13 protein-coding genes are annotated in these 14,739 nt (G+C 67.1%); 1 reads left to right on the top strand and 12 read right to left on the bottom strand.

Annotation, left to right across the window (positions count from 1 at the left end; genetic code table 11):
- Positions 1-41: 41 nt before the first annotated feature.
- The 7 genes from AB4Y99_RS01620 to AB4Y99_RS01590 all read right to left on the bottom strand — a co-directional run bounded on the left by AB4Y99_RS01620 (position 42) and on the right by AB4Y99_RS01590 (position 8,166).
- Complete coding sequence (locus AB4Y99_RS01620; RefSeq protein WP_051987492.1) at positions 42-905, bottom strand: outer membrane protein assembly factor BamD; 864 nt, start codon at positions 903-905, stop codon at positions 42-44.
- Between the two features lie 290 nt (positions 906-1,195).
- Positions 1,196-2,143, bottom strand: coding sequence for a UDP-3-O-acyl-N-acetylglucosamine deacetylase (gene lpxC, locus AB4Y99_RS01615; RefSeq protein ID WP_038358860.1), 948 nt, complete (start codon positions 2,141-2,143; stop codon positions 1,196-1,198).
- A gap of 299 nt (positions 2,144-2,442) precedes the next feature.
- Positions 2,443-4,131 carry a cell division protein FtsZ gene (ftsZ, locus tag AB4Y99_RS01610; protein ID WP_191123953.1) on the bottom strand — a complete coding sequence of 563 codons (1,689 nt, stop codon included), beginning with the start codon at positions 4,129-4,131 and terminating at the stop codon, positions 2,443-2,445.
- Positions 4,132-4,294: 163 nt separating this feature from the next.
- A complete protein-coding gene (ftsA, locus tag AB4Y99_RS01605) occupies positions 4,295-5,590 on the bottom strand; it encodes a cell division protein FtsA (protein WP_038360020.1) in 1,296 nt (431 codons plus the stop codon).
- A gap of 32 nt (positions 5,591-5,622) precedes the next feature.
- A complete protein-coding gene (locus AB4Y99_RS01600) occupies positions 5,623-6,552 on the bottom strand; it encodes a cell division protein FtsQ/DivIB (protein ID WP_248311085.1) in 930 nt (309 codons plus the stop codon).
- A gap of 5 nt (positions 6,553-6,557) precedes the next feature.
- Positions 6,558-7,472, bottom strand: coding sequence for a D-alanine--D-alanine ligase (locus tag AB4Y99_RS01595; RefSeq protein WP_441522143.1), 915 nt, complete (start codon positions 7,470-7,472; stop codon positions 6,558-6,560).
- A gap of 232 nt (positions 7,473-7,704) precedes the next feature.
- Positions 7,705-8,166 carry a MarR family winged helix-turn-helix transcriptional regulator gene (locus AB4Y99_RS01590; RefSeq protein WP_133563101.1) on the bottom strand — a complete coding sequence of 154 codons (462 nt, stop codon included), beginning with the start codon at positions 8,164-8,166 and terminating at the stop codon, positions 7,705-7,707.
- 151 nt (positions 8,167-8,317) lie between these two features.
- Between AB4Y99_RS01590 and AB4Y99_RS01585 the strand changes: the two genes are divergently transcribed.
- Complete coding sequence (locus AB4Y99_RS01585) at positions 8,318-9,202, top strand: EamA family transporter (RefSeq protein ID WP_112763969.1); 885 nt, start codon at positions 8,318-8,320, stop codon at positions 9,200-9,202.
- Here AB4Y99_RS01585 and murB read toward each other — a convergent pair.
- The 5 genes from murB to AB4Y99_RS01560 form a co-directional block, all read right to left on the bottom strand.
- Positions 9,177-10,103 (bottom strand): UDP-N-acetylmuramate dehydrogenase, encoded by a 927-nt coding sequence (gene murB / locus AB4Y99_RS01580; protein WP_133563097.1) that lies wholly within the window; start codon positions 10,101-10,103, stop codon positions 9,177-9,179. The genes AB4Y99_RS01585 and murB overlap by 26 nt on opposite strands.
- Positions 10,104-10,141: 38 nt before the next feature.
- Positions 10,142-11,548, bottom strand: coding sequence for a UDP-N-acetylmuramate--L-alanine ligase (murC, locus tag AB4Y99_RS01575; RefSeq protein WP_038358871.1), 1,407 nt, complete (start codon positions 11,546-11,548; stop codon positions 10,142-10,144).
- 16 nt (positions 11,549-11,564) lie between these two features.
- Complete coding sequence (gene murG, locus AB4Y99_RS01570) at positions 11,565-12,668, bottom strand: undecaprenyldiphospho-muramoylpentapeptide beta-N-acetylglucosaminyltransferase (RefSeq protein ID WP_038358874.1); 1,104 nt, start codon at positions 12,666-12,668, stop codon at positions 11,565-11,567.
- Between the two features lies 1 nt (position 12,669).
- Positions 12,670-13,803 carry an FtsW/RodA/SpoVE family cell cycle protein gene (locus tag AB4Y99_RS01565; RefSeq protein ID WP_441522142.1) on the bottom strand — a complete coding sequence of 378 codons (1,134 nt, stop codon included), beginning with the start codon at positions 13,801-13,803 and terminating at the stop codon, positions 12,670-12,672.
- Positions 13,804-13,967: 164 nt separating this feature from the next.
- Positions 13,968-14,588, bottom strand: coding sequence for a TetR/AcrR family transcriptional regulator (locus tag AB4Y99_RS01560; RefSeq protein ID WP_441522141.1), 621 nt, complete (start codon positions 14,586-14,588; stop codon positions 13,968-13,970).
- Positions 14,589-14,739 lie beyond the last annotated feature (151 nt).

The raw sequence follows: 14,739 nt of genomic DNA, 5'->3' as shown, positions 1-14,739 counted from the left end.
TTCGGAGCCGGCAGGGTCGCCTCTGGCTCATGCGAGCTCCGTCAGAGGGAACCCAGCCCGACGATGCCGCCTACAGCCTTCTGGAAGCCGTCGAAGGCGCGGCTGATATAGGAGCCACGGTCCTCGCGCGGTTCCAGGCCACCGCTCTGCAGCAGCTTGTAGGCGTCCTTGTACCATGGGCTGTCGGGGAAGTTATGCCCGAGCACGGCGGCGGCGGTCTGCGCTTCGTTGGTGATGCCCAGCGCCATATAGGCCTCGGTCAGGCGCTCCAGCGCCTCTTCGACATGGCGGGTGGTCTGGTACTTGATGATGACCTCGCGGAAGCGGTTCACCGCAGCGGTGTAATTGCGCTTTTCGAGATAATAGCGGCCGACATTCATCTCCTTGCCGGCGAGCTGGTCGCGCGCCACCAGGAGCTTCTCCTTGGCGTCGAGCACGTATTCCGACTTGGGATAGCGGGCGACGAGCTCCTCGAAAGCCTGGATCGCCTGCCGCGTCCGCTCCTGATCGCGGGTCGTGTCCGGGATCTGGTTATAATAGGACATCGCCATCAGGTACTGGGCATAGGCCGCATCGGGGCTCGCCGGGTTCTGGGCGATGAAGCGCTTGGAAGCGGTGATCGTCTCTTCCCACTTCGAGGCCTGGAAATTGGTGTAGGCCGTCATCAGCAGGCCCTTGCGGGCGTAGGGCGAGAACGGCGCCGACTTGTCGATGTCCTCGAACTTCTTGGACGCGCCTTCGCTGTCGCCGTTCTGCAGGCGCGCCAGACCCTCATTGTAGAGCTTGTCGGCCGGCGTCGTCGGAGTCAGGTCGGGCTTGTAGACCTCGGGCCTGTCGAAGGGGTTGAGCGAGGACAGCGTATCGCAGCCGCCGAGCAGCATGGCAGCGCCGAGCGCCAGGGCCATGCCCTTGCGCGGAGATACGCCGCGATGGATTGCCGGTAGGCTTTGCCGCGTCACGCTCACGTCGTCTTCCTCTTTCGATCGTCCCCGCCTGCGGGAAGCATGCCTTACCTCAGACGCCTCCCGCGCGCCACTGCCGAAAGCCGGTTAAGGCTCGATTCCGCAGCACTGCGGCATCTCGGACAAAAAACGGGCGAAGGAAAGGCGAAACGACGCTGATCGACGCGACCAAGGCATTTCTTCGACAGAAAAACGCTTCCGCTTTTCGGCGAAGCGCTCCGGCTCGCGTGATTTCAGTGGAGATCGGGCGCGTAGGCGGCCGGAGCAACCGCCGACATCTGCACGGCGCGGGCCGGCGCGAAGACCGGCTGGGATTCGACGATCGCGAAATTCGCGCGGTCGGCGAAAAGCGCCTCGAGGATGCGGACATTCATGCGGTGACCGCCGCAATAGGAGCGGAACTCGCCGATGATCGGATAGCCCGCCAGCGCCAGATCGCCGATGGCGTCGAGCACCTTGTGGCGCACGAACTCGTCGCCATAGCGCAGCCCCTCGGGGTTGATGACCTTGTCGTCGCCGATCGCGACCGTATTGTCGAGCGAGGCGCCGAGCGCGAAGCCGGCCTTCCAGAGCTGCTCGACATCACGCATGAAGCCGAAGGTGCGCGCCTTGGAGATCTCGCTGGCATAGGCCTTGGCGTCGAGATCGAAGATCTTGCGCTGGCGGCCGATCACGGCGGTATCGAAATCGATCTCGACATCGAGGCGGAAGCCCTGCTCGGCCGGCATCAGCTCGGCGAAGGCACGGCCCTGCTCGATCCGAACCGGCTGGAGAACCTTGAGGTAGCGGCGCGGCGCAGCGAGGGTCACGAGGCCGGTGGCCTCGATCGCGGCGACGAACTCCCTGGCGCTGCCATCCATGATCGGCATCTCCGGCCCGTCGATCTCGACCAGCACGTTGTCGACGCCGAGGCCCGCGCAGGCCGACATCAGATGCTCGATCGTCGAGACCGAGGCCGGGCCGCGGTCGCCGATCACGGTGCAGAGCTCGGTGGCGCTGACCTTGGTGTGCTTGGCGTGGATGAGCTGGGGCGGCATGCCCTCGATGCCCGTCCGCAGGAAGACGACGCCGGAATTCGCGCTGGAGGGCTTGAGGCAGATGCTCGCGGGAGCGCCGGAATGCACGCCGATCCCGCTCAGGGTCACCGCAGCCCGCAAAGTCGTCTGCCGATCGAAGTTCATTCCGGTATCCAATCCTGATCGCTACGACCGATGTCCGCTGCCCATGCAGCGATCGCCGGCGGCGACATTCCCGAAGTCGGCATCGAGCCGGCTACCGGTAGGCCAATCTCTTGGTGCGGCCGCAACATAAGCCTTAGAGGCGGCCTCTCAAAATCACGCTTTCTTTCGCTGTGTTACAGCCGGAAAGCTTTGAGGGCGGAACAATAACAGGCTGAAAGATAACGATTTTTTAACAGCGAAAATCCCGCCGCGCAGCCTGCGCGACGGGATTGGTTACAAGGCCGCGACGGGCCGGGAGATCAGTTCGCCTGGCGGCGCAGGAAAGCCGGAATCTCCAGCTGGTCTTCTTCGCTGTTGCGAGTCGGCGCGGCACGGCCATGCGGATCGAGCTGGCCCTGGGCCGGGCGCGAGGCCGGCGGCGCCGGGCGACGCATATACTCGGCATGGGCAGCGCTCGGCGCGGCCGCCTGCGGCATGGCCGGGGCCTGGCGCGCCGGAACAGGCGCCGGCGCGGCGTGCTGCTCCTCCTCGTCCTTGCGGCCGAAACCGACCGAGGCAAGGCGCTGCATCAGCGACATGCGCTTCTGCTCGACGGCGCTCGGCGCCTGCGGCACGGGCTGCGCGCCGCGCTGGGCGTGGAGCTGGGCCTGGCCCGGAGCCGGCAGATCCTCGATCCGCGGCATGCGGGTCGGGCGCACCGCGCGCTCCGGCGCCGGCGGAATGAAGCTCTCGTCGAAGTGCAGGCTCGGCTCGGCGGGGGCGTGCGGCTCGGGCGCCGGAGCAGCGACCATCATCGCACGCGGCTGCATCGGCTCGATGCGGATGTCCTGCGTGACCTGCGCGGCGGGAACCGGCTCGGCGAGCGGAGCGGCACGAGCCGTCTCGATCACCGGCGCGGGCTGCTGGGTGGGACGGGGCGCCTGCGTCGCGGCATTGCTGCGCAGGCGGGCCTCCTGCTTCAGGCGCTCGGCCACCTGGGCAATGCGGGCTTCGGTCTCGTCGGACTCGCCGACATGCGAGAGCGGCTTGTCGATGCCGGTCGCGACGACCGAGACGCGCACCGTGCCCTCGAGCGATTCGTCGAAGGTGGCGCCGACGATGATGTTGGCCTCGGAATCGACCTCCTCGCGGATGCGGGTGGCAGCCTCGTCGACCTCGTACAGCTTCATGTCGCGCCCGCCGGTGATCGAGATCAGCAGGCCGCGCGCGCCCTTCATCGAGATGTCGTCGAGCAGCGGGTTGTTGATCGCGGCCTGGGCTGCGGTCAGCGCGCGTTTCTCGCCCTGCGCCTCGCCGGTGCCCATCATCGCCTTGCCCATGCCGCGCATCACTGCGCGCACGTCGGCGAAGTCGAGGTTGATGAGGCCGGGACGGACCATCAGGTCGGTGATGCAGGCGACGCCCGAATAGAGCACCTGGTCGGCCATGCCGAAGGCATCGGCGAAGCCGGTCGTCTCGTTGGCGACGCGGAACAGGTTCTGGTTCGGGATGACGATCAGCGTATCGACCGCCTCGTTGAGCTCGGAGATGCCGGCTTCCGCCATGCGCATGCGGCGCTGGCCCTCGAACTGAAAGGGCTTGGTGACGACGCCGACGGTCAGGATCCCCATGTCGCGGGCGACGCGGGCGATGGCCGGGGCAGCGCCCGTGCCGGTGCCGCCGCCCATGCCGGCGGTGATGAAGACCATATGTGCGCCCGCCAGGTGATCGCGAATCTCGTCGATGACTTCCTCGGCCGCGGCCCGCCCGACTTCCGGCTGCGAGCCGGCGCCGAGGCCCTCGGTGACCTGGAGGCCCATCTGGATGATGCGCGAGGAGCGCGAGAGCGCCAGCGCCTGCGCATCCGTGTTGGCGCAGACGAAGTCGACGCCGTCGAGACCGGCCTCGATCATGTTGTTGACCGCATTGCCGCCCGCACCGCCGACACCGAAGACCGTGATCCGGGGCTTGAGTTCCCGGATGTCCGGGGCTTGCAGATTCATCGCCATGATTGCCTCTTTTGATCCCTTTGACCGGCGCCTGGCGGGAGCCGTCGATTGCTACGTTTGACGCCGTGCCCGCTGACGCGGGCGGTACTCACTCAATTCTGGAACTTGGCCGGTCTTGCAGTAGTGATCCGGGAAAACCCGTTTCCGCTTTTCCGCGCCAAGTTCAGAAACTGTCCTTCAGCCACCGCCCGACGCGCGAGAAATAGCCGTCCGTCCCGGTCGCGAAATAGCGCCCGCCGGCGGCGCGTGGTTCGAAATGCTCGACATGCGCGACCTGCGGATAGACCAGCAGGCCGACCGCCGCCGCAAAGGCCGGCCCCTTGCCGGCTTCGGGCAATCCCTTGATGCCGAGCGGGCGACCGGTGCGAACTTGGCCCCCGAGAATGCGCCGCGCCACCTCGGGCAGGCCGGTGAGCTGGCAGGCTCCGCCGGTCAGCACGACGCGGCGCCCGGCCTGGGCCGAGAAGCCGGCATTGTTCAGCCGGTCGCGGACCAGTTCGAGAATCTCCTCGACCCGCGGCTTGATGATGCGCACGAGATGCGACTTGGCGAGATGGTTCGGCATGTCGCGCTCGTCGTCGTCGACCTGCGGCACCGCGATCATGTCGCGCTCGTCGGAGGCGCTGGCGATGCAGGAGCCGTGCAGCGTCTTCAGCCGCTCGGCCGCAGAGACACGGGTCGAGAGCCCGCGCGCCACGTCCATGGTGATGTGGTTGCCGCCGACCGCGATGGCGTCGGCATGCATCAGATGACCGCCGGCGAAGACGCCGAGGCTGGTCGAGCCGCCGCCGAGATCGACGACGACCACGCCCATTTCCGCCTCGTCGTCGACCAGGACCGAGAGGCCGGAGGCATAGGGTGTCGCCACCACCGCCTCGACCTCGAGATGGCAGCGCTCGACCGCCAGCATGACGTTGCGCGCCGCCGCCGCCTCGCTGGCGACGACATGCATGTCGACGGAGAGCTTGCCGCCGATCAGCCCGCGCGGATCGAGCACGCCCGGCACGCCGTCGAGCGCATAGCCGGTCGGCAGCGCATGGAGCACGGCCTTGCCGGGGCGGATCGCATGGGTCGCGGCGGTGGCGAGGACGCGCTTGACGTCGGCATCTCCGACCGAGCCGGAGCGCAGATCGACGCCGGCCGCATAGTGCTGCGAGCCGATGCGCCCGCCGGTCAGATTGACGATGACCGACTGCACCTCGACCTTGGCCATGCGCTCGGCCGCGTCGACGGCGGCGCGGATGGCGCGCTCGGCGCTTTCGAGATCGATGATCGCCCCGCCCTTGAGGCCGAGCGAGCGCTGATGGCCGATGCCGATGATGCGCGCGACATGGGTGCGCCCGCGCAGCCGCTCATTGGCCTCGGCCGGGTTCAGCTCGGCGATCAGGCAGACGACCTTGCTCGTGCCGATATCGAGGATCGACAGCGTCGCGCTCTTGCGCGCCGAGAGCGGGCGCATGCGCGGGGTCAGGCCCTGGGAGGTGAAGTGGTTCACGCCTCCCCTCCCTTCTTCTTGGTCTTGGCGCGGTTCTTCAGCATCTCGGCCCGGGCGGCAGCCGCCTCCTCGGAGAGGCGCATCACCACGCGGTCCGGCTGGCGCAGGTCGATGGCGAGGACATCCTTGTCGAGGATGCGGTCGTTGCTCTCCAGCGAAGCGAGCCGCCCGATCGCGGCCTCCGGCTTCGCCTCGGGCAAGCGCACATCCATGCCGTTATCGAGCTTGAGGTCCCAGCGACGGTCGGACACCAGCATGCCGGCGCGGATATGCTCCGCCAGCGGACCGGCCTCCTTGCGCAGCGCCAGATATTCGCTCGCGCGGATATTGGCATTCTTGCCCACGACCAGCGGCAGGAAGGCGAAGCGGCCATCATCCATCTTGTCGATCACCGTGCCATCAGCCGCGATCACGAAAAGCTCGCCCTTGACCTGCCAGAGCGCATAGGGCTCGCGCTCGGTCAGCGAGATCGAGATCTCGCCCGGATAGAGCTTGCGCACCTGCGCCTCGCGGATCAGCGGGTTGGCCTCGAGCTGCCGGCGCGCCTCGTCGGCGTCGAAGAACATCAGCGAGGTCTTCGAATCGATGCCGGCGGCAACGAGCACCTCCTGCTCCGACAGCCCCCAGAGGCCCGAGATCGTGACGCGGTCGATGCCGAAGCCGAGCATGCGCGCGATCATGTGCTGCGGCGCGCCATTGGCGTCCTGCATCGCCTGATACTGGCCGCCGATGACGAAACCGCTGCCGAGGCTGAGCGCGAGGTAGCCGAGCGCGAGCCAGGAGCCGATGCCGCGCGGGATGCGCTCGGCCAGGGGCGTGGCCGAGCGGCGCGGGCGCCGCATCCAGCGTCCCTGTCGCTCACTGCCGATCAGCAGTTGCGGGCCGGTAGCCGCGACCGGCTGGCGCGAGGAGGTTTTCGCCGTCATCGCTTTCACCGATCGAGGGAGGCGTCCTGCACCATCCATTTGACGAGCTCACCGAAATTCAGGCCCGCATGGGCAGCCAGTTCGGGCACCAGGCTGGTCTCGGTCATCCCGGGCTGCGTATTGACTTCCAGCCAGACGAGCGTGTYGCTCTCGTCGTCGTAGCGGAAATCAGAWCGGCTGACGCCCCGGCAYCCGATTGCTTGATGCGCCGTTAACGCACACTCTTCGATCTGCTGGTAAATTTTYGGTAAAATTTGAGCCGGRCAGATGTGGATCGAGCCACCTTTTGCGTACTTCGCGTCATAGTCGTAGAATTCACCAGTTGCGGCTTGTATTTCGGTCACACCCAGCGACCGGCCGCCCATCACGGCGCAGGTCAGCTCGCGCCCGGCGATGAAGGTCTCCGCCAGCAGCATATCGCCGCAAGGCCAGTCCGGCCGGGCGATCTCCTGCGGCGGGTGCTCTCGCCCCTTCTTGACGATCACGACGCCGACGGAGGAGCCCTCGTCGACCGGCTTCAGCACATAGGGCGGCGGCAGGACATGGCTCTTCGCGGCCGCGAATCGCGAGACGTTGACGCCATGCGCGACCGGGACGCCAGCCGCCTTCACCACCGTCTTCGCCCGGTCCTTGCGGATCGCCAGCGCCGAGGCCAGCACGCCGGAATGGGTATAGGGAATGCGCAGGATCTCGAGCACGCCCTGGATCGTGCCGTCCTCGCCGAAGCGACCATGCAGGGCATTGAAGGCGACATCCGGCTTCAGCTTCGCCAGCACCTCGGCGATGTCGCGCTCCACGTCGACGCGGGTGACGCGATAGCCCTGCCCTTCCAGGGCGCGGGCGCAGGCCGCACCGCTGTTGAGGCTGACCTCCCGCTCGACGGACCATCCCCCCATCAGCACTGCAACATGTTCGATCATCGGAGCCCCGCGCCGCTGCGTTGGGTCCAACCTCGTTAAACTTGGTTAACAGCTCGTTAACCAAGACGAACGCGGCGTTAAGGGGCGGCATCGGCGTTTTGGAGCAAGACCCTGCGGAACCCATTCGCGGCGGGATCGAGCACATGTGTTTTCAATGAAACGCGGGTCATCCGGCTGGAGCGAAGCGAAGCCCCGGGACGACCGCAGTGCTTCTTCAGAGAATCAGTAGCCGCTAGCCGATCTTCGCGAGCAGCCGCCTCAGCTCCGCCCGCTCCTCCTCTGAAAGCGCGCTGACCAATCGTTCCTCGGTCGCGACATGGCTGACGACGATTCGCTCCGCCAGCGCGAAGCCGGCCTCGGTCAGCACCACGCGCAGCGCCCGCCGATCCTCCGGGTCCGCGAGCCGGTCGATCAGCCCCCGCTTCTGCAACCGGTCGAGACGGTTCGTCATCGCAGAGGTCGAGATCATCATGTCCTGGGCGAGCTCGGACGGCGACAGGGCCTGCCCCTTCCCCTGCCGGCGCAGGGTCAGCAGCACGTCGAAACCAGCAAGATCGAGATCATCGGCCGCGAGATTGGCAGCAACCCCATCGCGCACCCGGTCCGCAGCACGCCACAGGTCGCCGCAAACAGCCATGACGCTCGTGTCGAGGTCAGGCCGCTCGCGCCGCCACTGTGCGAGGATCGAATCCATCGCACCACCCTGAGGCCCGGGTCGATCCCGCTCCATCTTCGCTCCTTGCAAATATTTTCACGTCATATATTTTGACATCGAAATATATGACGTCGAACAAAGATAGCGTCGGCGCATGCGGAAGCCAAGCTCTGCGGCACCGGAGGTCGCCATGTCGCTCAACCTGAACAGAACCCTGCTGACCACCATTCTCGTGCCTTGCCTCTGGGGTTCGACCTATATCGTCTTCACCCAGACGCTTCCGGTCGATCACCCACTGCTTGTCGGCGCGTTGCGCGCGCTACCGGCCGGCCTGCTGCTGATGGCCCTCGGCCCCGGCCTGCCGCCACGCGACAAGCTGTTGCCGCTGTCCGCTCTGGGTCTCGCGAATATCGGCATCTTCTTCGCACTGCTTTTCGTCAGCGCCGCGCGCCTCCCCGGAGGGCTCGCCGCGACGGTCGGGTCGACGCAGCCGCTGATCGTCGGCCTGCTGGCCTGGCCCCTGCTCGGCCGGCGCCCGGGCCGCGGGCAGATCCTCGCAGCGCTCGCCGGCCTCATCGGTGTCGCCTTGCTGGTGCTCGATCCGCAAGCGAAGCTGGATGCCGTCGGCATCGTCGCCGGCCTCGCCAGCGCCGCTTCCATGGCGACGGGAACGGTCCTGATCGAGCGCTGGGGCAAGATGGGCTCGCCCCTGGCGCTGGCAGCCTGGCAACTCACCCTGGGCGGGCTGATCCTGCTGCCGGTGGCGCTGTTGGTCGAAGGGCTGCCGCCAGCACCGACGATCCTGAACGGAATCGGCCTCGGCTATCTTGTGCTCGTCGGCACTGCCCTCGCCTATTGGCTCTGGGTCAGGGGCATCACCACGCTCGGCGCCAGCGTCGCCTTCCTCGGCCTGCTCAGCCCGACGGTCGCGACCATTCTCGGCGCCGTCCTGCTCGGGCAGTGGCTGGGTGGTGTCCAGCTCCTCGGCATCGCGGTCATCCTGGGCTCGACGATCACGGGCATGCTGCTCTCGCGCCGGGCCGCGGCAGCTAGGCCGCAACCCCGATCCGCTTGATCTCCCACTGCAGCTCGAAGCCGGAATTCTCCTTCACCCGGCGGCGTACCTCCTCGCCGAGCCCTTCGACATCGGCCGCCGTCGCGCCGCCGGTGTTGATCAGGAAATTGCAGTGCATCTCCGACACCTGCGCCCCGCCGATGCGCAGGCCGCGGCAGCCGGCGGCGTCGATGAGTTGCCAGGCCTTGCCGCCTTCCGGGTTCTTGAAGGTTGAGCCCCCGGTGCGCTCCTTGATCGGCTGCGCCGCCTCGCGCGCCTGTGTCACCCGGTCCATCTCGGCCTGGATCGCAGCCTGCTCGCCCGGCCGCCCCTGGAACAGAGCGGAGGTAAAGATGATCTCGCGGGTCGCCTCCGCGCTGTTGCGATAGGTGAAGCCCATCTGCGCATGGCTGAGCTTCACGAGCTCGCCCTTGCGGGTGACGCCGCGCGCCTCGACCAGCACATCGGTGGTCTCGCCGCCATGGGCACCGGCATTCATGCGCAGCGCCCCGCCGATCGAGCCGGGGATGCCGCGAAAGAAGGCGAGGCCGTCGAGCGAAGCATCAGCCGCCGCGCGGGCCACCTTGACGTCCGGCACCGCCGTCCCGGCCCGGAGCCGATCGCCCGGTTCGACAGCGATTTCGGTGAAACCCTTGCCGCCAAGCCGGATGACGAGACCGGGAATCCCGCCGTCGCGCACGATCAGGTTGGAGCCGAGCCCGACCACCGTGACCGGAATCTCCGCCGGCAGCTTCGAGAGCAGATAGGCGAGATCCTCTTCGTCGGCCGGCGTGAACAGGAGCTGCGCCGCCCCCCCGACCCGAAACCAGGTCAGGGCGGAGAGATCCTGATTCGGCAGGAGCCGGCCCCGCAGATCGGGAGCCGCGGCACGGATGTCGGAGGAGAGGTCTGCAAAGGGCATGGCGTCGCTTTAACCTGTCGGGGCTCTGCCGAAAAGGCTCACCCCTTAAGTGCCGCCAGCTCTCCCGGCAGCGCATAGGCCCATTGCGTGATGTTGCCGGCGCCGAGGCAGACGACGTAGTCGCCCGGCCCCGCCAGCTCCGCCACCATCCCGGCGAGCTTGTCCGAGGACTCCAGCGGCAACGCGTGGCGGTGGCCGCGCGCCTTGATGCCGGCGACCAGCGAATCGCGGTCGGCGCCTGCGATCGGCGCTTCGCCCGCCGCATAGGTGTCGGCCACGATCACCGTGTCTGCATCGTTGAAACAGGCGGCGAAATCGTCGAACAGGCTCGACAGGCGCGTATAGCGATGCGGCTGCACGATCGCGATCACCTTGTTCTTGGTCGAGGCGCGGGCGGCCTTGAGCACGGCCGCGATCTCGACCGGATGGTGGCCGTAATCGTCGAAGATCAGCGCGCCGTTCCACTCGCCGGTCTTGGTGAAGCGGCGCTTGACGCCGCCGAAGCCGGCCAGCGCCTCGCGGATGCGCTGGACCGGGATGCCCAGATCATAGGCGACCGCGATCGCGGCGGTGGCGTTCAGCGCGTTGTGATGGCCGGGCATCGGCATCACGAGGTCGCGGATGACCTCGTCCCGACCGGTCTTGCGGTCGCGGATCAGCAGCGTGAACTTCGCCTGCCCGCCCGAGAGATCGATATCGATCAGGCGGAAATCGGCCTGGGGGTTCTCGCCATAGGTGACGACACGGCGGTCGGTGATCTGGCCGACGAGGCCCTGCACCGTCGGATGGTCGATGCACATCACGGCAAAGCCGTAGAAGGGCAGGTTCTCGACGAAGGAGCGGAAAGCGGCCTTGATCGCGTCGAAGGTGCCGAAATGGTCGAGATGCTCGGGGTCGATATTSGTGACGATAGCGACGTCGGCCGGCAGCTTCAGGAAGGTGCCATCGGACTCGTCGGCCTCGACCACCATCCAGTCGCTCTCGCCCATCCGGGCATTGGTGCCATAGGCGTTGATGATGCCGCCATTGATCACGGTCGGGTCGAGCCCGCCCTTCTCGAGCAGCGTCGCGACCAGCGAGGTGGTGGTCGTCTTGCCATGGGTTCCGGCGATGGCGACGCAGCTCTTGAGCCGCATCAGCTCGGCCAGCATCTCGGCCCGGCGCACCACCGGCAGGCGATTCTCGCGCGCGGCCAGAAGCTCCGGATTGTCGCGCTTGATCGCGGTCGAAACCACGACGACCTCGGCCTCGCCCAAATTCTCGGCCTTGTGGCCGACGAAGGTGGTGATGCCCTTCTCGGCCAGGCGCTTGACATTGGCGCCGTCGGAGGCGTCGGAACCCTGCACCTTGTAGCCGAGATTATGCAGCACCTCGGCGATGCCGGACATGCCGATGCCACCGATGCCGATGAAATGGATGGAGCCGAGCTTCGGCGGCAGCTTCATGGTCCTGCGTGTCCTGTCAGTTCTGTAAGTTGGCCGTCGCGATCACAAGATCGGCGAGGCGGTCGGCAGCATCGGGAATGCCCGCGCTCTTCGCGTTTGCCGCCATGGTCGTCAAGTGCGCCGGCTGGGCGATGAGCTGCGAAAGCTCGCTGGCGAGCCGCCGCGGGGTGAATTCCGGCTGCAGGATCCGCAGCGCTCCACCCACCTTCTCGAGGAAAGCCGCGTTCGCCGCCTGGTCCTGGTCGAGCGAGCCCGGCAGTGGCACGAGGATACCCGGCCGGCCGATCACCGTGAGTTCCGCCACGGTCGAGGCCCCGCCGCGGGCGATCACGAGTTGCGCCGCCGCCATCTGGGCCGGCATATCCTTGATGAAGGGCATGACCGTCGCGCGAATCCCGAGCTTCTCGTAGATGCCGCGCACGCGCTCGTCGTCTTCTGCACGCGCCTGCTGGACGATCGTGAGGCGCGCCCGCTCGGCATCGGTCAGAAGCTGGATCGCGGGCGGCACAATATCGGCCATCACCCGCGCGCCCTGGCTGCCGCCGAAGACCAAGAGCCGGATCTTGCCCTCGCCCGGCCAGTCATAGTCGCGATCCGCCACCTCCAGCACCGCCGGCCGCACCGGGTTGCCGACATGGCGGCATTTCGCCTTGAGCGCCTCTGCGATGCCGCCCACCTCGGCGAAGCCGGTCGCGATGGCGGTGGCCCGCCCTGCCAGGAAGCGGTTGGCGCGGCCCATCACGGCGTTCTGCTCGTGGATCACGGTGCGCACGCCCGCAAGCGAAGCGCCGAGCACCGGCGGCACGGTCGGATAGCCGCCGAAGCCGACCACCACATCCGGCTTGAGCTTGCGGATGATCCCGCGCGCCGCGAGCGTGCCCCTGGCGAGCTTCACCAGCGCAGCGGCCATCTTGAGCGGCGAGCGGCCCGAAGGCGTCGCCGCCGGCACCGCATGGACGGCTTCGGCCGGGAAGCTGCCGGCATATTCAGCCGCGCGCGTATCCGTCATCAGCACGACGCGCATGCCCTTGGCGTGGAGCGCATGGCTCAGCGCCTCGGCCGGGAAGAGATGGCCGCCCGTTCCCCCGGCGGCCAGCACGATGAGCTTGCCGGTCGCCATCTCAGCCCCTGTAGGAACCGAGCTCGGCCGAGCGCGGCCGGCGCCGCGTCAGCGCGAGCAGGAAGCCGGTGCCGACGGCGAGCGAGAGCAGCGACGAGCCGCCATAGGAAATGAAGGGCAGCGTCATGCCCTTGGCCGGCATCATGTGCAGGTTGACCATCATGTTGATCRCCGCCTGGATGCCGAAGAGCAGCGCGAGCCCGGTCACGGCGAGCCGCGTGAACGGATCCTCCGATTTCTGCGCCACGAACAGCGAGCGGATCACGATGATCGCGAACAGCAGCACCAGGATCATGCAGACGATCACGCCGAATTCCTCGGCGGTGACGGCGAAGATGAAGTCCGTATGCGCGTCGGGCAGGATGCGCTTCACCGTGCCCTCACCCGGCCCCTTCCCGAGCCAGCCGCCCTGCGCGAAGCTTTCGAGCGCGGTGTCGACCTGGAACGAGTCGCCCGAGCCCTTGTCCATGAAGCGCTCGATGCGGGCGCGAACGTGGGGAACGAGCTCATAGGCGATGAAGATGCCAGTGGCGCCGATACCCCCTAACCCGATCACCCAGAACCAGTGCAGGCCGGCRACGAAGAACAGCCCGSCCCAGACSAGGCTGAYCAGCAYSGTCTGGCCGAAATCCGGYTGCAGCACCAATGGCGCGATCGAGATCGGCAGGATGAGCATGGCGAGGATCGTGCCCGGCAGGTCCGGCCGGCGCGTTCCCTCGGCGAAGGCCCAGGCGGCGATCACGACGAAGGCCGGCTTCAGGAATTCGGAGGGCTGCACGGAGCCCAGGAGGCCGAGCGTCAGCCAGCGCTTCGCGCCCTTGACCTCGACGCCGAAATAGAGCGTCGCCACCACCATGGCGAGCGAGCCGACATAGAGGATCAGCGCCGCGCGGCGCACCTGCCGGGGCGTCATGAAGGAGACGCTGAGGAAGATCACGATCGCGCCGGCGAGATAGGCCGCCTGCCGATTGACGAAATGGAAAGTCGACAGGCCCAGCCGCTCGGCGACCGGCGGCCCGCCGGCCATCAGCAGCAYGACGCCCGACACCATCAGCGCGATGAGTGCGGCAAGGATCAGGCGGTCGATCGACCACCACCAGCGACCGCTGAGGGAAGGTTCGGCGCGGGAGACCATGGCGGGCATTCCATCGACAAGTTCTGCGCGGCCTGACCGCGCCTCGTGGCGAATCACTCTGTCAATGAATGGTTAACCGATTGATTCCGATGCGGTGGATCGATCCGGGTTCGGCTCGACGATCCCCAGCGCGCAACCGCGGCCCGCGCAGCCGGCGTCCAGCACTAAGCGCTCACCGCGGCCGCGAAGATCCGGCCGATGCCGACAAGCCGCGCCGCATAGGTCTCGCAGCTCGGCGCCTCGCCGGTCTTTGCGCCGGCCGTCGCGAAAATCAGGCCGGCGACCCAGTCTTCGACCGCGATGCCGTTGCGATCCGGGGCGATCTCGCCCGCTGCTTGCGCCTGTAACAAGAGCWCTTCCGCGAAGCGGCGGAAGATGCGTTCGAGCGCCTGCAATTGCGGGCCCGCAATGGACATCATCACCGCCTTGAGCTCGACTAGGTGCTCGCCGGTCCCGAAGCTGGCGTAGATCTGCCCACAATAGGTGTCGAGCAGAGCCGCCAGCCTTTCGGGAAACGGCCCCTTCGTCGCCACGACCTCACGGCAACGTGCCTCGACGCGGCGCCCGAGCAGGTCCAGCATCGCCCGGAAGACGTCGTCCTTGCCTTTGAAATGCAGATAGAGCGTCGCCTTGGCGAGCCCGGCTTCCCTGGCGATATCGTCCATCGAGCTGCGCTTGTAGCCATAGCGGGCGAACAGCCGCAGCGCCGCATCGGCGATCTGGTCGACGCGGGCCTTCGCATCCTCGAGAGGGAGAGCGCTGGAACTTTCGCTTCTGTCCGACATTTGCAGCTTCAGCAGTCTTGACAAAATCCAAACTGCGCGCGACCATCCTAGTTAGACTCAAAACGTCTAATTAGTCCAGTCGCGCGACCCAGGGCTACGGATACATCGCCCGCATCTGATATGTCAGATCGGGCTATCGAGGGCGAGCCCT

This window comes from Allobosea sp. TAB14, assembly GCF_052113865.1.
GTDB classification, from domain to species: domain Bacteria; phylum Pseudomonadota; class Alphaproteobacteria; order Rhizobiales; family Beijerinckiaceae; genus Allobosea; species Allobosea spartocytisi.
The sequence above is the reverse complement of the archived record's forward strand: the minus strand, read 5'-3'. Positions and strand labels throughout refer to the sequence as shown.

Coding starts and splice junctions, on each gene's coding strand:
- murG (WP_038358874.1), bottom strand. CDS start 12,668: ATGGCGACCGGCAAGCTCATCGTGCTGGCCGCCGGGGGAACGGGCGGC.
- AB4Y99_RS01600 (WP_248311085.1), bottom strand. CDS start 6,552: ATGACGGCGAAAACCTCCTCGCGCCAGCCGGTCGCGGCTACCGGCCCG.
- ftsZ (WP_191123953.1), bottom strand. CDS start 4,131: ATGGCGATGAATCTGCAAGCCCCGGACATCCGGGAACTCAAGCCCCGG.
- murB (WP_133563097.1), bottom strand. CDS start 10,103: ATGCCCTTTGCAGACCTCTCCTCCGACATCCGTGCCGCGGCTCCCGAT.
- ftsA (WP_038360020.1), bottom strand. CDS start 5,590: ATGCGCCCGCTCTCGGCGCGCAAGAGCGCGACGCTGTCGATCCTCGAT.
- AB4Y99_RS01590 (WP_133563101.1), bottom strand. CDS start 8,166: ATGGATTCGATCCTCGCACAGTGGCGGCGCGAGCGGCCTGACCTCGAC.
- AB4Y99_RS01620 (WP_051987492.1), bottom strand. CDS start 905: ATGGCCCTGGCGCTCGGCGCTGCCATGCTGCTCGGCGGCTGCGATACG.
- lpxC (WP_038358860.1), bottom strand. CDS start 2,143: ATGAACTTCGATCGGCAGACGACTTTGCGGGCTGCGGTGACCCTGAGC.
- AB4Y99_RS01585 (WP_112763969.1), top strand. CDS start 8,318: ATGTCGCTCAACCTGAACAGAACCCTGCTGACCACCATTCTCGTGCCT.